Here is a 21,434-nt window from a genome sequence, read left to right as displayed (position 1 = left end):
CAACGGCTCCGTGGAGGAGACCATCACACGGGACCCGGGAGGAACGGGCCCCCACCACCCTTCACCGAGAGTCCGGGGACAGCAACCGACACCGAGATCAGAGGACTTGCCCTGTTTCAAGCGCAGCGCAGAGCATTACAGTTTCCATGAGGCAACAGTTGCATGCTCCGGGCGTTCTCGGCAAGCGTCAACCCGCGCGGCCGAACCAGTCCAGGCACACCACGAGGGCGTCGTCGTCCGCGTCGGTGTCCAGGTGCGCCGCCAACTCCTGGAGGATCGCCCGGGGTACCGCGGACGCCGGCAGCAGACGCGCGCTCTGTATCGCACGCGCGAGCATCTTCTCGCCGTACGCCTCCCCCGACCAGGACAGTCCTCCGTAGACACCGTCGCTGACGAACAGCAGGCGGTCACCGGGCAGCACGGAGAACTCCTGCGCCACGTAGTCGGTCTCCTCGAACATCCCCAGGGGCAGCTGGGCCTCGAAGGGGATCTGCTCGACCACCCTGCCCCGCTGACGCCAGAGTTGGGGCGATCCGGCGTCCACCACCCGCACGCGCCCCGTCGCCAGCTCGAAGGAGAGGAGCAGCGTCGAGACGTACTGCTCCCCGCGGTGCTGTGCGTAGAGCGCCTGATCGGCCAGGGCCGCCTGGTCGGCGATGCCGATGCCGGCCCGCCTGGCATTGCGCAGCGCGTTGACGGCGAGGTTCGTCAGGAGCGATGCCGCGATCCCCTCACCCATGCCGTTCGTGATGGTGAGGGTGAGTGTCTCGCTGGTCGCCGCCCAGTCGAAGTTGTCCCCGTGGATGGCGTACGCGGGCTCCAGTTGGGCGCCGATCGCGTACTCCGTGCGGCTGTAGGCCCGCCCCGGCAGCAGCTGCCACTGCATCTCGGCGGCCAGGGTGAGCCTGCTCGCCCGGCGGGCCTGCAAATAGACATCGGTGTCCCGGTCCGCGACGACGATCTCGTGGCCCAGGATCTCCGCGAGGGCGGTGAGCTCCTCCAGGTTCTCCGCAGTGCACTCCTCGTCCGGGACGCGCACGCACAGAATGCCCAGCCGGTCGCCGCGCACGGTCACGGGCAGGAAGAGGTCGACCGCTCCCCCGCCGCCGACGGTGCGGCTGTGCGGGTCCTGGCTCGCGAAGGCGCGGCCCGCGGGGCTGGCGTGCACGGGCAGCGGATCGGTGGTGTACGGGAGTTCCGTCACCGGCTGGAGCACGGTGAGGCTGTAGTCGGCCAGCAACAGGTCGACACTCAGGGCGCCGTAGTACTTGGTCAACGCCGCCCGCACGGTGTCCAGGAGCCCGAACGGCGCGGCGGTTCGGACAGCACGCTCCGCGGCAAGGAAATTCGTCACAGCAGCCTTCTTCGATGGGCAGGCCTGCTGCCGAGGGGAACGTCAACGCACCAGAAATGTTGCCGTACGGCAAACTATTGGCGCAGTCTATCCCGCGCCGGTATCCGCCCGGCACGGAGAATCCCGCGACGCCTCCGTCAGGCCGTGGCCTGCGAAGGCTCCTCCGCGTCCCCGGGGCCCTCGCTCGGCCCGATGTGTGCCGAGGCGGCTCGCTCGAACTGCTCGAGTCCTGCGGCCAGGGTGTGCAGATCGGCCGGCTCCATGGTCTGAAGCACCTCCGCGATCTCCCGCGCACGAGCCGCGCGGAAGTCCTCGAGCACGGCGGCTCCGCGACGGCTCAGCCGCAGGTCGACCTCGCGGCGACTGGTGGTGCTGGCGAGACGCTCGACAAGGCCCGCCGCCTCGAGCCGGTCGCACAGCCGGCTCACCGACGAGGGGCGGGACCCGAGGGCCTCGCCCAGCGCCCGCTGGTTCACCCTCCGCTGCTCCTCGATCACCGCCAGCGCGCGGAACTGCGAGGGCGGGAGCGGGCCCGCCGAAGCGGCCTCCTGGCCACGTCCGTACAGCACGTCGAGCAGTTCCGATACGCGGCAGGCCGTCTCGGCCACCCGCTCAGGGGCGTGGAGGGGCAGTCTCCGGGGCATCCCAGCACCCTCCCAATCAGAGAACGACGTCGGCAATGAGCCTACCCCCGCGCCACGTCGCGGCCGACCCGCCCGTCGCCCCACTCCGCGCTCCTCTTCAACTCCACGAACAGCTTGTCGAGTTGGAGCGGCGCCGCGCCCACGAGCCGGTTATCGTCACTGGAAGTCGGGTCGGACATGACGGGGGGGGCTCGCGTTGGATCACCTGGCAGGAGCGGGCCCAGAAGCGGAACCGGGCCGCGGTCGGCGCGAGCAGGTTGATTCCCGGATCCTGCCTTCCGTGCTGCCCACGGCGCTGCGCGCCTGGCTCGGGCTCGTCGCGGCGCTCTCCGCGCTCGTCGTCGCCGCGATCGGGGTCATGTACGCGGGGCACAGCGAGTCCGGCCGGGTGGACCGGTGGTTCGTCCTGCCGACGGACGACAGTGTGCGGCCGCCGTGGCGTGGTGTGGCGCTGACCGTCGACTTCCTGGGGGAACCCGTGGGCGCGGTGGTGCTGGTGGCGGCCGCCGTGGCGTGGTGTCTGCTGCTGCGCCGCCCTCGCGCGGCGGTGCTCGTGGTCGCCGCGGTCGTCCTGACCGTGGGGGCGGGCACGGTCGTCAAGTCGGTGGTGGGGCGCACCATCCACGGTCCGGGCAACCTGTCCTATCCGAGCGGGCACACCGCCTTCCTCACCGCGCTCGCCCTCGCGGTGGCGCTGGTCGCGGTCGGGCGGCTCGGGCTCGGCAGAGCGGCCGGTGTCCCGCTCGTGTTCGGCGCGGGCCTGGCGGCAGGCGTTGTCATGGGCTGGGCGGAGGTCGCCCTGAGCGCGCACTACCCGACGGACGCGCTCGGCGGCTGGTGCCTCGCCCTCGCGGTGGTGCCCGCCACCGCGTGGCTGGTCGACCGGGTCGCGGACGCCGGCCGACTAGCTCGCGGCTGACGTCAGGCCAGGCGGCGGAACACCGGCTTGACCGGACGTCCCGCCACCCACGGCGTGGGGTCGCCGGCGTCGAGCGCCTTGCGGTACACCGCGCAGGCGTCGGCCACCACATCGATGGTGCGGTCGATGTCGGCGTCGCCGAGCGCGCTGCTCACCACGAACGACGGGGCGAGGACGCCGCCCATGAGGAGCCGGCGCAGGAACAGCGTGCGGTACAGCTGCGAGGGCTGCCCGTTCTCGTCGAGGGTGGCGAAGACGAGGTTGCTCGCACGGCCCTTGACGAGGACGTTCTCGCCGACGCCCATGCTCGACGCGGCCTCGCGCACCCCTGCGGCGAGGCGCTCGCCGAGGGTGTGCAGGCGCGCGGTGATCCCCTCCTCCACGTACGTGCTCTGGACGGCCATCGCCGCCGCCAGGCAGTGCGTCTCCGCGCCGTGGGTCGTGGAGAGGAGAAAGACCCGCTCGCCGCGGTGGCGCAGCCCGCCGTACTCCATCAGCTCGCGGCGACCGGCGAGCGCCGAGACGGCGAAGCCGTTGCCCAGCGCCTTGCCGAAGGTGGAGAGGTCGGGCACGACGCCGTACAGGCCCTGGGCGCCCGCCTCCGACCAGCGCAGGCCGGTGATCATCTCGTCGAAGATCAGTACGCAGCCGTGCCGGTCGGCGAGGTCCCGCAGCCCTTCGAGATAGCCGGGCGGCGGTTCGCGGTGGGCCGCGGGTTCCAGGATCAGACAGGCCACGTCGTCCGCGTACCGGGTGAGGAGCGCCTCCGTTGCGGCGAGGTCCCCGTACGGGAAGGACACCGTGAGGTCGCTGGTCTCCGTCGGGATGCCCGCCGACATGGGGGTGGTGCCGATGAACCAGTCGTCCGTGGAGAAGAACGGGTGGTCGGCGCAGATGGCGACCCGCCCGCGTCCCGTGACGGCGCGCGCCAGGCGCACCGCCGCGGTGGTGACGTCGGAGCCGTTCTTCGCGAACTTCACCATGTCCGCGGTCGGCACGGTGGCCAGGAAGCGTTCCGCGGCCTGGACCTCCACGATGGACGGCCGCACGAAGTTGTTGCCGCGGTCGATCTCCCTGCGCACCGCCTCGTTCACGCGCGGGTGGGCGTGGCCGAGGCTGACCGAGCGAAGGCCGGAGCCGTACTCGATGTAGCGGTTGCCGTCGATGTCCCACACGTGCGCACCGCGTCCGTGGCTGATCACCGGGGCGAGATGTTCGGGGTACTGGTCGTCGCCCTTGGCGTAGGTGTGCGCGCCGCCGGGGATCATGGCGTGCAGCCGGTCGTTGGCCGACCGCGACCGGGGCAGCTGGAACTCCTCGGTGTCCGTCATGTCAACCGCGTCCGGCGTGTTGTCGATGGGCATGCCGGTCTCAACTCCCCTTCTGCTTCAGGACATCGGCGAGGTTCGGCGCCTTCCGGTCGCGCTCGGACATCGAGGTGACCGGCAGCGGCCACGGAATGGCGAGCTCCGGGTCGTCGAAGGCGATCGTCACGTCCTCGGACGGGTCGTGCGGTCGGTCGATGCGGTACGAGGTGTCGGCGGTCTCGGTCAGCGCCTGGAATCCGTGCGCGCACCCCGCCGGGATGTAGAGCGTCACCTGCGTGTCGCCGGACAGCTCGAACGTGGCGCGGTTGCGGTACGTCGAGGAGTCCGGCCGCAGGTCCACGACGACGTCGAAGATCCTCCCGTACGAGCAGCGCACCAGTTTGGCCTCGCCGTCGCCTGAGCGCAGGTGCATGCCGCGCAGTACGCCGCGGACCGAGCGGGAGACGCTGTCCTGGACGAAGGCATGCGGGTCGAGGCCCACCGAGCGGAGCACATCGGCGTCGAAGGTGCGGCAGAAGAAGCCGCGTTCGTCGGCGTACGGCGTGGGTTCGAGCAGGAACGCCCCGGCGATCTCCGGGACTTCGGTCAGTTTCATCGATTCCCCCGGGGTGTGCGGGTCCGGCCGGTGGCCGGGAACAGGGTGTCGGTCAACGCGTTGAACTGGTGGGTGAGGTGCTGTGCGGCTGCCTTGTTCCGCTCCACGAGGGTCTGGCGGAGTTCCGTCGAGCGCTTCTCCAGTTCCCGGAACTGTTCGAGGAGCCGGTCGGCGTCGACCTCGCGCGCCGGATGACAGTAGGACCCGAGGCCCATCCGCTCCATGAGCGCCTCGCTCTTGGCCGCGTAGGTGAGGGCGAGGGTGGGTGTGCCGGACTTCAGGGCGCAGATCAGGTTGTGGTAGCGGGTGGCGACCACGGTGTCGGCGGCCGCCGTCTCCTTCATCAGGTCGTCGAGGGAGGCCGGTTCGGCGGCGGAGACCAGCGGCGAGCCGACCGCGTCGATGATCGCTTCGACGACCGTCGTGTCGCAGTCGTCGCCGGTGAGCAGCCGGACCCGCCGGCCGTCCTCGACGAGGGTGCGGACGAACCGGGTCGTCCCTTCGAGGTAGCGGCGGTGGATCGTCTCGGCACGCGCCCGGTCGTCGTTGCCGCCGTGGAAGTCCATGACGCCGACGCAGACCGTGCCCTCGGCCGCCGTGGCCGCGGGCACCGGCAGGGCGAACGCCAGGTCCGGGTAGACCGCGTCGCGCGCGGTGTTCACGCCCATCGCCCGCATCGCGTCGCGGGACTGGGCGTCGCGGTACGAGCGGTAGGCGGCGAGCCGGGCCGACCAGCGGACGAGGATCCGGGTCGGCCGCACCCGGATCTCGGCGGCGCCCACGCTGACCAGCGCCACCTTCGTGCCGAACAGCCGGCCGCTCGCGCACAGCAGGAACAGCGAGTACGGGAAGCCCCAGGGCCGCAGCGGCAGGGTGGCCTCCAGGACGCCCATTCCGGGCACGATCACCACGTCGTGCCGGCGCACCCAGGCGGCGGTGCGCACGACGTCGACGAGCTTGCCGAGGCCCTTCGTCGCGAGCGCGCCGGCGCGCGACGCGGTCCGGTACTCGCCGCGGTTCCAGTGCAGCCGCGTGGCGGGGATCCCGTAGCGGGCGGTGACGACGTCGGGTCCGCCGCACAGCGCGTCCACGGGCGCGTCCGGGTGCTCGGCGCGCAGGTAGCCGAGGACGGCCTCCAGGGAGCCGTCGTTGCCGAGGTTGCCGGAGCCGAGCAGGCCGAACACCCCGACGCGTGGTCCGGCCGTCATGGGCGCCGCCCCTCGCGGCCGGCGACGAGTTCGTCGAGGGAGACGTCGAGCTGTGTCGGGTCGACCGGCGCCCGGTCCTCGACCCGCTCCCCCGCGCCCGGCCGGGCCCTGCTGGCGGCCCAGGCGGCCAAGTGCCGGTAGCACGCCGCCCGTTCGGCGGAGGACAGCGGGGCCCGCCGGATCGCCGAGACGAAGCCCAGGACGTACTCGGCGAGCAGCCGGGGCGTGGGGTGCAGCACGCCCGCCCGGCGCGGGTCGAGGTTGACGCAGCGGGAGCGCTTGGACGGGTTGGCCCGCTCGGCGCGGGTGGGGTGGTCGCGGCGGAAGTAGAGCAGCTCCGGCACCTGGTGGAAGGGGCCGTGCAGGCCGATCTCGGCGACGAAGGTGCGGTCGGCGTGGTGGTAGCTGTCGTGCGGCTTCACCTTGCGCAGCACGTCGGCGCGGATCACACCGTAGAAGTCGTCGCCGCCGGGTTCGAACAGCATGCTGCGGAAGCGCTCGCTCGCGCGCGGCGAGTCGGTGTTGAGGGTGTACGCGTAGGGGACCTTGACCTTGCCGTCCTCGTCGATGACGGCCTGGTCGGCGTGGGCGAGGATCACCTCGGGGTGTTCGTCGAGCGCGAGGACGCAGCGGCGCAGCAGGTCGCGGGCGTACAGGTCGTCGTGCGACGCCCACTTGAACAGTTCGCCGCGGCACTGGGTGAACACGTAGTTGTGGTTCGGGGCGGCTCCGATGTTGCGGGGCAGCCGGATGTAGCGGATGCGTTCGTCGCGTCCCGCGTAGTCGCGGCAGATGGCCTCGGTGCCGTCGGTCGAGGCGTTGTCCGTGATGACCAGCTCGAAGTCCTCGTAGGTCTGGCCGAGCAGTGCGTCGAGGGACTCGGCGAGGTACTCCTCGCCGTTGTAGACGGGCAGGCCGATGCTCAGTCGGGGCTGGGCACTCATGTGGTCCTCGCTTCGGGGGTGGGGTTGTGGTGGTGCTCGCGCAGCGCGTACCTCAGGTGCAGCCACCACACGGCGGAGCCGGTGACGGTCGCGGCGGCGACGCCCCAGGCGGAGCCGACCGTGCCGCCCGCGGCCGCGCCGCCGAGCCCGCCGCCGACGTAGCAGGCGGAGGCGAACAGTTGGGAGCGCAGGCTGAGCCGGGCCGCGCCGAGCGCGCGCAGTCCGGCGGCGGCGCCGGTGCCGAGCCCCGCGCCCGCGACGCCGAGGGTGACCGGCACGATGAGCTGGGAGGCGGCGCTCCACACGTCGCCGAGCACCAGTTCACCGGCCCGGTCCGGGATCAGGAGCAGCGCCCCGCCCCACAGCAGCGCGGCGCCGGCCTGTCCGCCGCCGAGCAGCAGGCAGAACCTGCCCAGGCGGTGCGGGGCCCGCCGCAGCACCCGGGCCGCCTCGGCGACGGTGACCAGCGAGAGCCCCATCAGGACGGCCATGAACGGGCCGAGCAGCAGCTCGGCGCCGCGCACCACCCCGACCGCGCCGACGCCGACGATGACGCCGAGTCCGTACGCGCGCAGTTGGCTGCCGCCGCTGTTGCTGACGTTCTCGACGAGGTAGCGGGCGCCGAGGTCGCGGTGCTCGCGCAACCAGGTGCGCGCTCCGGTGAGCCGGGGCCCGATGCCGGACTGGAGGCAGCCGTACGCGGCGGCGACCGCGGCGGACCCACCCCAGGCGAGCACGAAGGCGGGCACGCCGCCCACGCGGGCCGCCGCCACCAGGGCGGGGACCAGGGCGACGCACCACACGATGTCATTGACGAACGCCTTGCGCCCGGTGCCCGCGGCGAAGAACGCGAACCGCCAGGAGTCCTGCAACAGCAGCCCCGGCAGGACGATACCGAGGCAGGCGAAGGCGGGCCCGATGCTGCTGCCGACCGCCAGGCCGATCACCAGGGACGCCGCGCCGAGGGCGACGCCGACGCCGAGCGCGGTGCCCGAGCACTGGGCCACCGCCCGACGCCAGGACGCCTCCGGCACGGCGCTGAAGCGCACCATGAGCGGGTCGGTGGCGAGCCCGCGGGAGACGTTGAGCACCACGCCGTACGTCACCCAGGCCAGGCTGAACACGCCGAACGCGGTCACGCCCAGCGAGCGCGCCACGTAGATGCCCACCGCGAAGTTGGACACGCTGGAGGCCGCCTGGTCGGCGAGGCCCCAGGACAGCCGGCCGGCGAGGGCCCGCCTGGCGGATGTCTTCGTCTTCTCCCCCTCGGTGGTCATCGACGTCATGCCTTGACCAGCCCCGCGGCGCCCAGGGCGTCGGCCGCGTCGGCGACGGTGTCGAACGGCAGCCCGGACCGCTCGGCGACATCGAGCAGGCTGTGCTCGCCGTCGGACAGGTTGAGCACCCAGAGCATCGCCATCTGGGCCTGCTTGGTGTCACTGCGCCCACCGAGCGCGTCGTACAGCCCTCGCCGCCCCAACTGCGGTTCCCCGTAAGGACTCTGGTTGAGGTAGCGGCGGTTGCGGTCCAGGACGGCGAACGCCTCGCGGCACACGGCGAGGGTGTCCGCCATCGCCTCCGGGGAGACGAAGTCCAGGTCGTCCGCCGAGGTGTGGTACTCGGGGTAGCCGGCGTACGGGGTGCGGGTCAGCGAGCCCACGCCGAGGTCGAATCCGGGCGAGCAGTACTGCCGCTCGTCGTATCCGTACGGCGTGAACTCCTTGACCTGGTGCGGCCGTTCGGACGCTCTCAGCACGTGTTGCAGCACCCGGTCGATCTCGGCGTCCCCGCGTCTGCTCCGCTTGTACGTGAGGTCGCCCCGGTCCCCCGCGCACGCCAGCACGAGGCCGTGCTTGACGCGCTCGATCCGCTCCTTGTTGCGGGCGAGCCAGGTGATCGCGCCGACGGTGCCGGGCGCGAAGATGAACCGGTAGGTGTAGTACGGCGTGCGCTCGGCCAGCGCGCGGGCCAGGTAGGTGGCCACCGCGATGCCCGCCAGGTTGTCGTTGGCGAGCGAGGGGTGGCACACGTGACAGGAGACGATCACCTCGTCCGGGACCTGACCGGGCACGACGTGCTCGGCGTAGGTGAGGTGGCCGTCCTCCAGGGTGGAGTCCACACACACCTCGTAGTCGCCGTCCGGCAGCGCGTCCAGGGTGTTCTGGGCCAGGCAGAATCCCCAGTCCGGCTTGTAGTAGCTGGTGCGGTACGGCACCAGGTCCGGCTGGTCGGGAAGGGTGTGCAGGTGGGGACGGAGCTCGGACAGCGGCATCGTCGCCGACACCGGGACGCTGTAGCCGAGCACGTGCAGGCTGGACGCCGCGAAGTCGACGACCCGCTTCCCGGACGCGTCGGCGATGTACGCGTCGCGGATGTTCCACTCCTGCGGCACCGTCCAGTCGAGGACCTGGGTGCCGGTCGGCACCTCGTGCACGTCGAGCGGGATGTACTCGCCGACGATGGCCAGGGTGGCGCGCACCCCGTCGCCGGTGATGCTCCGGCAGAGCGGGTACATCCGCTCCACCAGTTCGTGCAGCTGCTCACCTGTCGCGGTCACGGGCGCCACCGCAGGGTGTCGTCGACGGAGCCGGACTCGGATGCCGCGCGCAGCACGGCGAGGCGGGTGAAGCGGTTGTCGAAGGCGTCCTTGGTGAGGCCGAACTTCCGGTAGGCGTCGGCGAGTTCGAGCGCGCCGCGCTTGACGGTCCACTCGCAGTCGAAGCCGGGGATCGCCGAGCGGAAGCGGGCGAAGTCCACGCGGTAGGAGCGCGGGTCGGCGCCGGACTCCCCGGTGATCCGCACCTTCGCGCCCTCCACCGCCTCGGCGACCTGCTCGGCGATCTCGGCGACGGTGACGTTGTTGGTCTCGCTGCCGATGTTGAACGCCCGGTCGTGGACCGCCTCGCGGGGAGCGTCCAGCGCGGCCGTGAAGGCGCGGGCGATGTCGGCGGCGTGCACCAGCGGGCGCCACGGGGTGCCGTCGGACAGCACCAGTACCTCGCCGGAGAGCAGGGCGTGGCCCACGAGGTTGTTCAGCACGATGTCGGCGCGCAGCCGCGGCGAGTAGCCGAAGGCGGTGGCGTTGCGCATGTACACCGGGGTGAAGTCGTCGTCGGCGAGCGCGTGCAGGTCGTCCTCGACGCGCACCTTGGACTCGGCGTAGGGCGTGACGGGGCGCAACGGGGCGTCCTCGCCCACGAGTTCGTCGCCGCCCGCCGCGCCGTACACCGAGCACGTGGAGGCGTAGAGGAAGCGCTTGACGCCGGCCTCGCGGGCGAGGCGGGCCAGGTGGACGGAGGCGTGGTGGTTGATGTCGTACGTGAGCTGCGGTGCGAGGGAGCCGAGCGGGTCGTTGGAGAGCGCGGCGAGATGGATCACCGCGTCGACGCCCGCCACGTGCTCGGCGGTGACGTCGCGCAGGTCGACCCGGTGCCCCTGCGGGTCGTCGGGGGTCGGGCCGAGGACGCAGTCGGCGAACAGGCCGGAGTCGAGGCCGACGACGTCGTGTCCCGCGGCCCGCAGGACCGGGGCCATCACGGTGCCCAGGTAGCCCTGGTGTCCGGTCAGTAGTACGCGCAAGGTTCAATCCCCCAGGGTGGGGGCGCCCGGTGTGCGGGCGCCCAGGTCGAGCGTGAGTTTGGTGACGGCGAACGCCTCTGCGTAGCGCTCGTGGCATTCGATGCCGCGGATCCGGGCGAGGCCGAGGAAGGCCTCGCGGTCGTACCAGGGGCGGTGGCGCTGCGAGCCGTAGTGCTCCTGAAGCAGCCGCACCTTGTCCTCGGCGGTCTCGGGTGCCAGCGGCTGGTACGCGGACATCCGGCCGAGGTCGCCGTCCCACTTGACGATCTCGTAGCCGAGCACGAGGTGGTCGCGGAAGGCGGTCGGCATCAGCTGGGCGAGGCCGCGGTGGTCCTGGTGCGCGTCGTCGGCGCGCGGGGCGAGGACGAGGTCCGGGTCGCCCTGCATGCGCAGTTCCTCGACGGCGGACTTGGCCTCCTCCCAGTGCGCGGGCAGCCGTCCGTCGGGCAGCTTGTGCACGGTCAGGCGCAGATCGGCGCCCGGGCAGAAGGCGGCGAGCGCGGCCCGCTCCTCCTGCTCGCGCTCGGTGCCGCCGCCGGTCAGGACGAGCGCGTCGACGCGCAGGCCCGGCCGGGCCCGGCACAGCGTGAGCAGCGTGCCGCCCGCGCCGATGGCGATGTCGTCGCAGTGCGCGCCCACGGCGACGATCCGGTCCGGGCGACCGGTCGCGAGCCGGATCACGCGCCCACCCCCACGCCGTCCCGCTCCCACACGGCCCACGGGCGGTCGCCGCGCGCGTAGCCCGCGTCGAGCGCGGCGCGCTCCTTGACGGTGTCGGTGGGCTTCCAGAAGCCGCGGTGCTGGTGCGCCACGAGGCGGCCCTCCTTGGCGAGGCCCGCGCAGCCGTCGGCGACCAGGTCCCCGCTCTCGGGTATGTGGTCGAAGACCTCCTGGCGGAGCACGAAGTAGCCGCCGTTCTCCCACAGCGGCATGTCACTGACCGCGGTGATGCCGCCGACCAGGCCGTCCTCGCCGAGGTCCACGCAGTGGAACGAGGACTGCGGCGGCACGACCATCATCGACGCGCCCGCGTCGCGCCGGGCGAACCGGTCGACCATCTCGTCGAGCGGAGCGTCGGTGAGCACGTCGGCGTAGTTGGCGAGGAACATCTCGTCGCCGTCGAGGTGGTGGCGCACCCGGCGCAGCCGCTCCCCGATCGGGGACTCGATGCCGGTCTGCGCGAACGTGATCGTCCAGTCGGCGATGTCGTTCGACAGCAACTCGGCGCGGCCGCCCCGGAGCACGAAGTCGTTGGACGTCGTCTCCTCGTAGTTGAGGAAGAAGTCCTTGATGTGGTGCGCGCCGTAGCCGAGGCACAGGATGAACTCCTTGTGCCCGTAGTGCGCGTAGTAGCGCATCACATGCCAGATCAGCGGCCTGGGGCCGACCATCGCCATCGGCTTGGGCACGTCGTCCGCGGCGCCGCTGCGCATCCGCATCCCGTAGCCGCCGCAGAACAGAACGACCTTCATGACGTCACCTCGACAACGCTGGGTTCGACAACACTCAGTTCCGGGATGGGAAAGACGAGGCGGCCGCCCCACTCGTGCACGAACGCCAGCTGCTCGGTCAGCTCGGTGCGCAGGTTCCACGGCAGGACCAGGACGTAGTCCGGCTTGTCCTCGGCGATCCGCTCGGGCGGCAGGATCGGGATGCGGGTGCCCGGGGTGAACCGGCCGTGCTTGTAGGGGTTGCGGTCGACCGTGTAGGCGAGCAGGTCGGGGCGGATGCCGCAGTGGTTGAGCAGCGTGTTGCCCTTGCCCGGAGCGCCGTAGCCGACGACCGTCCTGCCCTCCTCCGCCGCTGCGATCAGGAACTTGAGGAGGTCGCGGCGGACCTTGGCCACCCGGGCGGAGAACTCGGTGTACCCGGACAGCTCCTGGAGCCCTGCCGCCTTCTCGCGCGCGAGCACGTCGGCGACGCGCTGCGAGGGCTCCCCCGCGACCTCGGCGGGCCGCGCCCACAGCCGGATCGAGCCGCCGTGCGTGGGCAGCAGCTCGACGTCCACGAGGGCGAGTCCGCCGCTGGCGAGCGCGCGGATCGCGGAGGCGACCGTGTAGTACTGGAAGTGCTCGTGGTAGATCGTGTCGTACTGGTTCTCCTCGATCAGCGTCAGCAGGTGCTGCACCTCGATGGAGACCCAGCCGTCGTCCGCGACCAGGGCGCGCAGGCCCTGGGTGAAGCCGACGACGTCGGGGATGTGCGCGTACACGTTGTTGGCCGCGACCAGGTTCGCCGGGCCGTGCTCGGCGCGGACGGCGGCGCCGGTCTCGGGCGAGAGGAACGCGGTGAGCGTGGGCACGCCCGCCTCGCGCGCCGCGGCGCCCACGTTGACCGACGGCTCGATGCCCAGGCAGCGGATCCCCCGGTCCACCACGTGCTTGAGCAGATAGCCGTCGTTGCTCGCGACCTCGACCACGAAGGCGTCGGCGCCGAGGCCCGCGCGCTCCACCGCGTCGGCGACGTAGGTGCGCGCGTGCTCCACCCAGGACGTCGAGAACGACGAGAAGTACGCGTACTCCTTGAACGTGTCCTCGGGCGTGATCAGCGGCGGGATCTGCGCCAGCCAGCAGTCGGTGCACACCCTCAGGTGCAGCGGGAACGCGGGCTCGGGCGCGTCCAGCTGGTCCGCGGCGAGGAAGCTCTCGCACGGCGGTGTCGCCCCCAGATCGACGACGCTCGCCAGCGTCGCCGAGCCGCAGAGTCGGCACTGTGTCATTTATTGCCCCCCATTGATTCCGTCCCCCATGTGTTGCCTTGTTCCGACCGGCCCGCGATCGCGGAGCGGTACTCCTCTTCCAGGCGCGCGAGCCCGACGGCCGGGCTGAAGCCCTGCTCGTAGCGGAGCCGGGCCGCGCGGCCCATGTCCCGGTTGGCGGCCGGCTCGGCCGTGATCCGGCGCAGACAGGACGCGAGCGAGGTGCGCTCGCCGGGCCGGTGCAGCAGCCCCGTCTCCCCGTCCTCGACCAGCTCGACGAAGGCGCCGTGCCCGGAGGCGACGGCCGGGACCCCTGCCGCCATCGCCTCCGCGACCACCAGCCCGAACGTCTCCGGGGCCAGCGAGGGCGCCACCACGGCGACCGACCGGGCGACGGCCTTGCGGACCTCGTCCGGGTCGAGCAGGCCGACGTAGCGCACGTCGTCCCGGCCCTGCGCCCAGGCGCGCACCTCGGGCTCCAGCGGCCCCGCCCCGGCGAACACGAGCGGCACACCCACCCCGCCCTCCGCGGCGATCATGTCCCAGGCGGCCATCAGCACCCGGACGCCCTTGGCCTCCGCGAGCCGGCCGAGGAACAGCAGCTGCTCGCCGTCGCCCTCGCGGCCGATCCCCGGGTCGGGCACGAAGTTGTGCTTCACCGTCAGCAGTTCGGCCGGCATTCCGGAACGCACCAGGACGTCGCGCTGCGCCCCGGAGATGCAGAAGAACCGCTCGACGCCCGACCACCAACGACGCCGGTTGACCGTCAGGTTGACCGCGAGCGGCACCGTCGCGAGGCGGGAACCCCGGTAGCAGCCGTGCCGGACGGCGGGCAGCGGCAGCGCCGAGCCGACGCAGTCCGTGCACAGCCGGCCGTCCCGTTGCAGGGTGCCGGGCGGGCACACCTGGTAGTAGTTGTGCAGCGTGGCGACGGCGGGCACCCCGGCGTCCGCGCAGGCCGCGAGGACCGAGGGCGACAGCAGCGGGAAGACGTTGTGGACGTGCACCACGTCGGGGCGGTCGGCCAGGAGCCGGGCGGTCAACTCCTTGCGGACCGCCGGGTTCCACGGTACGAGCAGCGGCACGGCGACCTTGCCGAGCAGCGAGCGGCCCGCGATGTCGTCGCTGCGCCGCTCGAACATCTCGACCCGGTGGCCCGCCGCGCGCAGCAGCGCGGCCTCCTCCGCGACGACCCGGTTCTCACCGCTCGGCTGTCCCGAGGAGTAGTGGTTGTGCACCACGAGAACGTGCATGGTCAGCTCACCTCCCGTTCCCGGGCCCAGCGCGGGATACGGCGTCGGGGCACCGAAGGCGCCAGGAACGGTGTGGCCTCGGCGGGCGTCGCCAAGAGCGAGGCGGCCAGGGCCAGATGCAGCAGATACGGCGAGGCGTCGCCCAGGCCCGCCTCGGTGTACGACGAGAGCACGACATAGCTGATCAGGAAGATCGCGCAGGCCCGCTGGAGCGACGGTGGCCGCAGCAGGGCGACGCCGCCGAGGACGAGGAGGACGGATGCGACGAGGGCGACCCCGATCAGGCCCTGTTCGTTGTAGACGGCCAGCCAGCTGTTGTCGATCGGCAGGCCGCCGAACGACTTGTCGCCCAGGCCGGTGCCGAGGAACTGCTCAACGGTGGTCCGGGGCGCCGCGAGCAGCGCGTCCCAGACCTTGGCCCGGCCGGTGAGGCTGGTGAAGTACTCCTTGTTCTGGCCGCGCAGGAACCACGCCTGGACCGCGGAGGCGAAGCCCACCCCGGCGACCGTCACCACCAGCACCGACCATCCGAAGAAGCGGCGGGCCGCGGCGCTGGTGAGCAGGAGCGAGCAGATCGCCAGGGCGAGCCCGGCGAGCAGTCCGACCGTCGCCGTGCGGGTGTGGGTGAGCGCGAGCAGCACGAGGCACGGGACGATGACCACCACCGCGCTCGTCCGGTCGATCCGGCGGCCGACCAGGAGCAGCACGGTCAGCCCGATGATCACGGCCGTGTACTGGCCGATCTGCGGCGGGGTGAGCGGCCACAGCGCGCCGACGAGCCGCCCGCCGTACAGCTCGGGCATGGCGGCGCCCGGGGAGATGGCCAGGCCCGCGACCACCGTCACCAAGATCCCGAAGTACATCCGGATGTGGTAGCGGACGAAGGTCAGGCTGCCGTCCCACCAGCAGCTCAGCAGCCACAGGGTGCCGATGAACAGCGCGAGGCGGGCGCAGCGGAACAGCCCGCCGGGGCCGACCCCGAGGCTGGAGATCAGGCTGGGCACGAGCAGCAGGGTCAGCAGGAAGACGAAGGCGCTCGGCCTGATCCGCAGCCGCGTGTTGAGCGCGAGCGCCAGTGCGAAGGCGACACCGAGCGAGCCCATGGTGACCAGCTGGATGACGGAGCGCGGCAGCGGGAAGATGGTCTTCGCTCCGGCGGAGCCCATCGTGTTGATGCCGAGCAGCAGCCAGACGATGCCGACGGCCTTCGGTGGGGCGAGCCTGCCCTGTTCCTCCATCTCAGCCACCGGCCTTCCGGTGGAAGGTGCTGCCCGCGTCCTGCTTGTACGGCGCCTCCTGCCAGTCCTCGCGGTCGACGACCTTGCTCATGTCCTCGACCACGAAGGTCCACGGACCGCGGTAGGTGTTGTCGTGCCAGCGGTTGTGCTGCTTGCGGGTGATGGCCTCGGCGACCCGCGTGCCCTGGTAGGGCGACCACTTCGGATAGGTGCCGTAGACGGAGAGGACCCCCATGCGGCCGCACTTGTCCGTGCACTTGACGACGTCGGTGTCGAGGACGAAACGGTTGTCGTGGATGTCGACGCGCTGGGTCTTCCACCGGCAGTCGTCGTAGAGCGGCTTCTTCGCGATCGCCGGCCGCGCGCAGCGCTTGACGTCCTTGACCAGCAGCGTGCACTCACCGGTCGAGGTGTTGGCGGGGCTGTTGCAGAACCGGTTGGAGTTCTCCCACAGGGTGATGCCGTTCCAGTTGTTCTCCATCAGGTTGCGGTAGATCTCTAGCTTGTCGGTGCGGGCCTTGACCCGTGGTTCGCCGCCGGCCTCGGAGACGTAGATGGTCCCGTACGGGAAGCTGTCGCCGCGCTCGGCCGGTTTGCCGCCGCTGACCCAGTTGTTGCGCCGCATGGTGTTGTCGCGGATGACCGCGTTGTAGCTGGTCTCGTACATCAGGGCGGCGCCGTCGTTGGCCTCGATCAGGTTCTTCTCGATGCGGAAGTCGTTGTTGTTGTTGTCGGCCCAGATCCCGACGCCGCGGTTGTCGTGCACCCAGTTGCCGCGGATGTCGGCGCCGTTGACGGCCCAGAACTTCATGCCGCCGGTGCAGCCGCAGCCGGGCTGTTTCTTCTCCCAGTCGTCGGTGTTGTTGCCGACGACCTCGTTGTCCTCGATCACCAGGCCGCGGGCCGTGTCGCCGTCCTTGTAGCCGTTGACGCCGTACTGCCCGTTCTCGCGCAGGCAGTTGGAGCGGATCTTCTGGTGCGCGCCGGTCATCATTCCGGCGCCCGCGTTGTGCTGGATCGTCGAGTGCTCGATCTCCCAGCCGTCGGCCGAACCGTGGTTGACGACGCCCTCGTTCTGCGGCGGGACGAAGCGCTCCACCGTCAGATAGCGGATGACGACGTCACGGGCGTGGCCGCCGAAGGCGTACTGGTTGACCTTGCGGCCGTCGAGCACCGCGCCGGGCGCGCCGAGGTAGCGGTTGCCCGACTTGGGGATGATCTGGGCGTAGCGCGCCGACTCGAGCCGGTGCTTGCCGGGACGCAGCCAGAACGTGGTGCCCGCCGGGTTACTCTTGGTCTTCTCCGCCAGGTCGTTGACCTTCTTCGGGTCGACCGTGACCGCGCCCTTCGGCGCCTTCTCCGGGCCGCCCGACGGCTTGTCGCAGACGCGGGCCACGGCCGTCCGGGCTCCCTGCCTCGACGGCGAGGCGGACGCCTTCGATCCGGCGTCCGACGTGCTCGTACAGCCCGTCGCCGCGAGCACGACCAGCGTCAGCGGTGCCGCCGGCCACGCCCAGTGCCGCCATGTGATACCCACGTCTTCCCTCCCCCCTAGCCCAGGAACCTGAGCACGGTGGTGAACTCCCCCGTGCCGTCGGCGTGTCCGCTGCCGATCAGCGCGGTGGCGGGTTCCTTGCGTCCGAATCCGGCGGAGTACCAGCCCATCGGCGGCGCGCTCTCGCCGCGGTGCGCCCGCCAGGACAGCCCCTCGGGCAGGTCGAGTTCGGCGGAGCGGTCCTCGCCGTCGCGCGTCCAGGTCAGCAGGGCCCGGTTTCCCGACAGCTCCGCGGTGACCTCCGGTCCGAGATGGAACGCCAGGCGCGCGTCGCGGCGCGGCCCGCTCACCACGTCGACAATCCTCAACTCGTCGGAGCCCGCGCCGAGTTCCACCCGGCGGCGGTGGACGGAGGGCCCGTAGCCGTCGTGTTCGGCGAGCCAGCGGTCCGGGCCGAACTCCAGCACGCGGGTGCGCGCGTGCCGGGTCCACAGGAACGGGCCGCCGGACTCGGACTGGTCGGCCCCGTCCAGCTCCAGGGTGTTGTGACCGGCCGTCGACCGGAAGTAGCTCCGCCACTCGGGCTGGCCGTGATAGCAGTACGTCCCCGGGTCGGCGAGCACGTCGACGCCGTCGTGGCGCACCTCCACGGACAGCGCGTCCGCGTGGGCGTGCGCGGCGATGGACAGGAAGCCGTGCGGTCCGCCGTCGCAGCGGCACCAGATCTCGCCCGACGTCCCGGTGCCGCGCAGGATGGTGAGCCCCGCGTCCGCGAAGTGCGCGGCCCGGCCGGCCGGGCGCCGCACCTTGAGCCCCGCGGGCTTGATCAGCGCGGCGAGCAGCGGGGTGCGCACATCGGTGCCGGTGACCTCCGGCCACCAGTCGAGGCGGCCGAACACGGCGTCCCCGGTGGCGAGGAGCGAGCCCCAGCGGTCGGTGCCGGGGCCGTCCAGGACCAGTCCGTGTCCGTCGTCCGCGTCGCCCTGGCGCGGCGGCCGCAGCCGGTTGTCGACGACGGCCGCGAGCGCGTCCGTCATGCGCAGCAGCACGATCCGTACGGTCGCGGGCAGCGGCACCCCGGCCGCGTCCGCCTCGGCGACCGCCGCAAGGCCCAGCTCCAGAACGAGGCCGTGGTACTCGGTGGCCAGTTCGCGGTTGAGCCCGGACAGGAAGGTGTTGCTGCGCAGGTGCCGTTCCAGCGAGGTGAGGGCGTCGGTACGCCACCGCTGCGACGACGGGAACCAGTCGAACGCGCAGGACGCCGCGAACTGCCCGGCGGCCTCGGCGATGACATGGTTGTTCGCCGACGAGCCCCGGCTCGGGAAGGCGGCGAGCCAGCGCTGGTGGTGCCAGATCTGGTGGACGGCCGCCGGGTTGTCCTCGAACAGGTCGTGCACGCCCTGCCAGCCGTCGAGCAGCCGGCGGATCCACACCCAGGACAGCAGCCGGATGCCCAGCTCGATGCCGCTGATCCAGTGGACGCCGCGCAGCGGCGGGTTGGCCGCCCACCACGAGCGCAGGTGCTCGGCGACGCGCTCGGCGTACCGCTCGTCCCCGGTGACGGCGTAGGCCGCGGCGAGCCGGGTGAGGTACTGGTGCCTGGACGGCTCCCAGATCTGCTTGATGTCGCCGACCGTCTCCTCGTCCCGGTACGGCAGGCCGAACGCATAGCCGAACGGCGCCCGGCGGCCGGTCTTCGGGTCGTACCACCAGTCAGGATCGACCAGGTCGTCGCGGACCACGCCGAAGAACTCGGCGTGCCCGTACATCAGCCGGTCGGCCTCCGCGATCAGGCGCTTCGCGGCGTCCGGCGGCACCGCGGCGAGCGCCCCTTCGGGCAGCACCGAGGTGAACCGGGCGCCGGTGACGCTCGGGGGCGTGGGCCGCGCGGTGCGCCAGCGGCGCCTGCGCACCGTGTCGCCCACCCGTCCTGCGACCTCCTGCGGCCCCATCCGGGACAGGCGCCGCAGGTACCAGCCCGCGCTCATGGTCATCGCGGCCCCGCCAAGGTGACGGGCGCGCCGCCGGCCAGGCCGGTCTGCACGGCGAGGGTGGCCGCCGTGGTGGCGACGAGGGACTCCAGCGGCACGGGCATCGGGCCGCCGGTGCGCACGGCCTTGATGAACGAGGCCAGTTCGGCGTTCTGGCCCTTGTCGCGGGCCTTGGGGAGCCGGGAGCTGACCCACCGCTTGGGGCCGTAGACCGAGGCGCGGACGAAGTCGTCGAGGCGCAGCGCCCTGCCGTCCGCGACCAGGTCGAGGGTCTCCTTCGGGAAGGCCGCGGGTCCTGTGGTGACGTAGGCGATGGTGGCGGTGGACCCGTCCGGGTAGCGCAGGACGACCTGGAGGTCCTCGTTGCCGGGCGTGGCGGTCGCGTGCACGGATACCGGGTCGGCGTCGAGCAGCCAGCTCGCCGTGTCGATGAAGTGGCCGCCCTCACCGGCGAACCGGGAGCCCTCGGTGCCCTGCTGGAGGTACCAGCTGCCGTGGTCGAGACGGCCCGCGTTGACCAGGTAGCGCAGGTGCGCCGGGCCGTTGCGGGTGCCGAAGCGCTGCTTGGCCTCGCGCAGCAGCGGGGCGAAGCGGCGGTTGAAGCCCACCTGGAGGCGGTCGTTGCCGGACTCCTCCACCGTCGCGAGGACGCTCGCCAGCTCGTCCTCGCTGAGCGCGAGGGGCTTTTCCACGAACACGGTCTTGCCCGCGAGCAGCGCCTGCCGGGTCAGGTCGGCGTGCGAGCTGTGCCGGGTGACGACGAAGACCGCGTCGATGGACTTGTCGCCGAGCACGGCGTCGAGGTCGGTGGTCGCCTGCGCGAAGCCGAACTTGCGCTGGGCGTTGGCCGCCGAGAGCGCCGTCGTGGTGACGACGGTCGCCAGCTCGACGCCCTCGCGCCCGGTGAGGTGCGGCAGCAGCATCGACGTCGCGTAGTTGCCCGCGCCGACGAACGCGAGGCGCACCGGCGTCCTGGCGGCCCGCACCTGGCCCGGGCGCACCGTCACCGCGGGCACGGCCACCTCGGGCGCCGCGGCCTCCACCTCCTGCTGCGGGTAGCGGAACAGCGCGGTGACGGCCTTGAGTTCACCGTCTTTCAGGCGCTGGTACGTCTCGACGGCGTCGTCGAAGTCGGCGACGTGGGTGATCAGCGGTTCCACGTCGACGCGGCCGCGGGCCATGAGGTCCAGGAAGCACGCCAGGTTGCGGCGCTCGGTCCAGCGGACGTAGCCGATCGGGTAGTCCCGCCCCTCCAGTTCGTACGACGGGTCGTAGCGGCCGGGACCGTAGGAGCGGGAGAACCGGACGTCCAGCTCCTTCTCGTAGTACGCGTTCCACGGCAGGTCGAGGCGGCATTTGCCGATGTCGACGACGCGGCCGCGGTCCCTGCACAGCTTGGCGGCCAGCTCGACGGGTCCGTTGCTGGAGCCGCCGGCCGCCAGATACACCTGGTCCACGCCGTGGCCGTCGGTGAGTTCGACGACGGCCGTGGTGACGGCGGCGGACTCCGGGTCGCCGCAGGCCTCGGCGCCCTGGCGTTCGGCGAGTGCGCAGCGCTCCGGGTCGGGGTCGACGCCGACGACGCGGACGCCGGAGGCGGCGAGGAGCTGCACCACGAGCTGCCCGATCAGGCCGAGGCCGATGACGAGGGCCGACTCGCCGAGCTGCGGCTCGCCCTGGCGCACGCCCTGAAGGGCGATCGAGCCGACGGTGCCGAAGGCGGCGTGCCGGGGCGCGAGACCGTCCGGCAGCGGGGCGTAGAGGTTCTTGGGCACCCAGTTGAGCTCGGCGTGCAGCGCGTGCTCGTTGCCCGCGCAGGCCACCAGGTCGCCGACCTTCACGTCGTCGATCCCGGCGCCGACCTGCTCGACGGTCCCGCACAGCGAGTAGCCGAGCGGCGTGTAGGAGTCGAGCTTGCCCATCACCTTGCGGTAGGTGGCGGGCACCCCGTTCGTGGCCACGGACTGCATGACCTTGGCCACCTGGTCGGGGCGTGAGCGGGCCTTGCCGAGCATCGACATGCCCGCCTCGGACACCTTCATCATCTCGGTGCCCGTGGAGATCAGCGAGTACGCGGTGCGCACCAGGACGCCACCGGGCTTGCACCCGGGCACCGGCACGTCGAGCACGGCCAACTCGCCGCTCTTGTAGTTCTGAACAACTTGCTTCACCCGAACTCCTCTGAATT

The 21,434-nt window shown here is 71.9% G+C and carries 19 protein-coding genes; 1 reads left to right on the top strand and 18 read right to left on the bottom strand.

Features of this window, described 5'->3' with window-relative positions:
- Positions 1 to 187: 187 nt before the first annotated feature.
- The 3 genes from ACNYS0_RS41325 to ACNYS0_RS41315 all read right to left on the bottom strand — a co-directional run bounded on the left by ACNYS0_RS41325 (position 188) and on the right by ACNYS0_RS41315 (position 2,177).
- Entirely contained in the window at positions 188 to 1,354 is a 1,167-nt protein-coding gene (locus ACNYS0_RS41325; protein ID WP_422481826.1) for a PP2C family protein-serine/threonine phosphatase, read from the bottom strand.
- A 137-nt stretch (positions 1,355 to 1,491) separates the two neighbouring features.
- A complete protein-coding gene (locus ACNYS0_RS41320) occupies positions 1,492 to 1,998 on the bottom strand; it encodes a MarR family winged helix-turn-helix transcriptional regulator (RefSeq protein WP_422481824.1) in 507 nt (168 codons plus the stop codon).
- A 41-nt stretch (positions 1,999 to 2,039) separates the two neighbouring features.
- Positions 2,040 to 2,177, bottom strand: a complete 138-nt coding sequence (locus ACNYS0_RS41315; protein WP_422481822.1) for a hypothetical protein — start codon at positions 2,175 to 2,177, stop codon at positions 2,040 to 2,042.
- Between the two features lie 101 nt (positions 2,178 to 2,278).
- Here ACNYS0_RS41315 and ACNYS0_RS41310 point away from each other — a divergent pair, with 101 nt between their 5' ends.
- Positions 2,279 to 2,917, top strand: a complete 639-nt coding sequence (locus tag ACNYS0_RS41310) for a phosphatase PAP2 family protein (protein WP_422481820.1) — start codon at positions 2,279 to 2,281, stop codon at positions 2,915 to 2,917.
- 2 nt (positions 2,918 to 2,919) lie between these two features.
- Here ACNYS0_RS41310 and ACNYS0_RS41305 read toward each other — a convergent pair whose 3' ends face one another.
- The 15 genes from ACNYS0_RS41305 to ACNYS0_RS41235 are packed head-to-tail and all read right to left on the bottom strand — an operon-like array spanning position 2,920 to position 21,417.
- Positions 2,920 to 4,281, bottom strand: coding sequence for a glutamate-1-semialdehyde 2,1-aminomutase (locus ACNYS0_RS41305; protein ID WP_422481818.1), 1,362 nt, complete (start codon positions 4,279 to 4,281; stop codon positions 2,920 to 2,922).
- Positions 4,282 to 4,288: 7 nt separating this feature from the next.
- Positions 4,289 to 4,840 (bottom strand): dTDP-4-dehydrorhamnose 3,5-epimerase, encoded by a 552-nt coding sequence (rfbC, locus tag ACNYS0_RS41300; RefSeq protein ID WP_422481816.1) that lies wholly within the window; start codon positions 4,838 to 4,840, stop codon positions 4,289 to 4,291.
- Positions 4,837 to 6,048 carry a polysaccharide pyruvyl transferase family protein gene (locus ACNYS0_RS41295; RefSeq protein WP_422481814.1) on the bottom strand — a complete coding sequence of 404 codons (1,212 nt, stop codon included), beginning with the start codon at positions 6,046 to 6,048 and terminating at the stop codon, positions 4,837 to 4,839. Before ACNYS0_RS41295 ends, rfbC begins: the two co-directional genes overlap by 4 nt.
- Positions 6,045 to 6,992, bottom strand: a complete 948-nt coding sequence (locus ACNYS0_RS41290) for a glycosyltransferase family 2 protein (RefSeq protein WP_422481812.1) — start codon at positions 6,990 to 6,992, stop codon at positions 6,045 to 6,047. Before ACNYS0_RS41290 ends, ACNYS0_RS41295 begins: the two co-directional genes overlap by 4 nt.
- Positions 6,989 to 8,269 carry an MATE family efflux transporter gene (locus tag ACNYS0_RS41285; RefSeq protein ID WP_422482909.1) on the bottom strand — a complete coding sequence of 427 codons (1,281 nt, stop codon included), beginning with the start codon at positions 8,267 to 8,269 and terminating at the stop codon, positions 6,989 to 6,991. The genes ACNYS0_RS41290 and ACNYS0_RS41285 overlap by 4 nt, the downstream gene beginning before the upstream one ends.
- 5 nt (positions 8,270 to 8,274) lie before the next feature.
- On the bottom strand, positions 8,275 to 9,558 hold the full coding sequence (locus tag ACNYS0_RS41280) for a DUF4910 domain-containing protein (RefSeq protein ID WP_422481810.1): 1,284 nt from the start codon (positions 9,556 to 9,558) through the stop codon (positions 8,275 to 8,277).
- Entirely contained in the window at positions 9,546 to 10,571 is a 1,026-nt protein-coding gene (locus ACNYS0_RS41275) for an NAD-dependent epimerase/dehydratase family protein (RefSeq protein WP_422481808.1), read from the bottom strand. Before ACNYS0_RS41275 ends, ACNYS0_RS41280 begins: the two co-directional genes overlap by 13 nt.
- A 3-nt stretch (positions 10,572 to 10,574) precedes the next feature.
- Positions 10,575 to 11,252, bottom strand: a complete 678-nt coding sequence (locus ACNYS0_RS41270) for a PIG-L deacetylase family protein (protein WP_422481806.1) — start codon at positions 11,250 to 11,252, stop codon at positions 10,575 to 10,577.
- Positions 11,249 to 12,043: a glycosyltransferase family protein gene (locus ACNYS0_RS41265; RefSeq protein ID WP_422481804.1), complete on the bottom strand. Its 795-nt coding sequence runs from the start codon at positions 12,041 to 12,043 to the stop codon at positions 11,249 to 11,251. Before ACNYS0_RS41265 ends, ACNYS0_RS41270 begins: the two co-directional genes overlap by 4 nt.
- Positions 12,040 to 13,290 carry a class I SAM-dependent methyltransferase gene (locus ACNYS0_RS41260; RefSeq protein ID WP_422481802.1) on the bottom strand — a complete coding sequence of 417 codons (1,251 nt, stop codon included), beginning with the start codon at positions 13,288 to 13,290 and terminating at the stop codon, positions 12,040 to 12,042. Before ACNYS0_RS41260 ends, ACNYS0_RS41265 begins: the two co-directional genes overlap by 4 nt.
- Positions 13,287 to 14,522, bottom strand: a complete 1,236-nt coding sequence (locus ACNYS0_RS41255) for a glycosyltransferase family 4 protein (RefSeq protein WP_422481800.1) — start codon at positions 14,520 to 14,522, stop codon at positions 13,287 to 13,289. Before ACNYS0_RS41255 ends, ACNYS0_RS41260 begins: the two co-directional genes overlap by 4 nt.
- 2 nt (positions 14,523 to 14,524) lie before the next feature.
- Entirely contained in the window at positions 14,525 to 15,760 is a 1,236-nt protein-coding gene (locus ACNYS0_RS41250) for an O-antigen ligase domain-containing protein (protein WP_422482908.1), read from the bottom strand.
- Position 15,761: 1 nt separating this feature from the next.
- Entirely contained in the window at positions 15,762 to 17,297 is a 1,536-nt protein-coding gene (locus ACNYS0_RS41245; protein ID WP_422481798.1) for a right-handed parallel beta-helix repeat-containing protein, read from the bottom strand.
- Positions 17,298 to 17,311: 14 nt separating this feature from the next.
- Positions 17,312 to 19,249: a heparinase II/III family protein gene (locus ACNYS0_RS41240; RefSeq protein WP_422481796.1), complete on the bottom strand. Its 1,938-nt coding sequence runs from the start codon at positions 19,247 to 19,249 to the stop codon at positions 17,312 to 17,314.
- Positions 19,246 to 21,417: a bi-domain-containing oxidoreductase gene (locus ACNYS0_RS41235; protein WP_422481794.1), complete on the bottom strand. Its 2,172-nt coding sequence runs from the start codon at positions 21,415 to 21,417 to the stop codon at positions 19,246 to 19,248. Before ACNYS0_RS41235 ends, ACNYS0_RS41240 begins: the two co-directional genes overlap by 4 nt.
- Positions 21,418 to 21,434: the final 17 nt, after the last annotated feature.

It is taken from the genome of Streptomyces anthophorae (assembly GCF_049310305.1).
Taxonomy (GTDB): Bacteria; Actinomycetota; Actinomycetes; order Streptomycetales; family Streptomycetaceae; genus Streptomyces.
The sequence above is the reverse complement of the archived record's forward strand: the minus strand, read 5'-3'. Positions and strand labels throughout refer to the sequence as shown.

What these genes read in the sequence shown, in the direction of transcription:
- ACNYS0_RS41320 (WP_422481824.1), bottom strand. Translation starts at nt 1,998, where the DNA reads ATGCCCCGGAGACTGCCCCTCCACGCCCCTGAGCGGGTGGCCGAGACG.
- ACNYS0_RS41315 (WP_422481822.1), bottom strand. Translation starts at nt 2,177, where the DNA reads ATGTCCGACCCGACTTCCAGTGACGATAACCGGCTCGTGGGCGCGGCG.
- ACNYS0_RS41305 (WP_422481818.1), bottom strand. Translation starts at nt 4,281, where the DNA reads ATGCCCATCGACAACACGCCGGACGCGGTTGACATGACGGACACCGAG.
- rfbC (WP_422481816.1), bottom strand. Translation starts at nt 4,840, where the DNA reads ATGAAACTGACCGAAGTCCCGGAGATCGCCGGGGCGTTCCTGCTCGAA.
- ACNYS0_RS41295 (WP_422481814.1), bottom strand. Translation starts at nt 6,048, where the DNA reads ATGACGGCCGGACCACGCGTCGGGGTGTTCGGCCTGCTCGGCTCCGGC.
- ACNYS0_RS41290 (WP_422481812.1), bottom strand. Translation starts at nt 6,992, where the DNA reads ATGAGTGCCCAGCCCCGACTGAGCATCGGCCTGCCCGTCTACAACGGC.
- ACNYS0_RS41285 (WP_422482909.1), bottom strand. Translation starts at nt 8,269, where the DNA reads ATGACCACCGAGGGGGAGAAGACGAAGACATCCGCCAGGCGGGCCCTC.
- ACNYS0_RS41265 (WP_422481804.1), bottom strand. Translation starts at nt 12,043, where the DNA reads ATGAAGGTCGTTCTGTTCTGCGGCGGCTACGGGATGCGGATGCGCAGC.
- ACNYS0_RS41260 (WP_422481802.1), bottom strand. Translation starts at nt 13,290, where the DNA reads ATGACACAGTGCCGACTCTGCGGCTCGGCGACGCTGGCGAGCGTCGTC.
- ACNYS0_RS41255 (WP_422481800.1), bottom strand. Translation starts at nt 14,522, where the DNA reads ATGCACGTTCTCGTGGTGCACAACCACTACTCCTCGGGACAGCCGAGC.
- ACNYS0_RS41250 (WP_422482908.1), bottom strand. Translation starts at nt 15,760, where the DNA reads ATGGAGGAACAGGGCAGGCTCGCCCCACCGAAGGCCGTCGGCATCGTC.
- ACNYS0_RS41240 (WP_422481796.1), bottom strand. Translation starts at nt 19,249, where the DNA reads ATGACCATGAGCGCGGGCTGGTACCTGCGGCGCCTGTCCCGGATGGGG.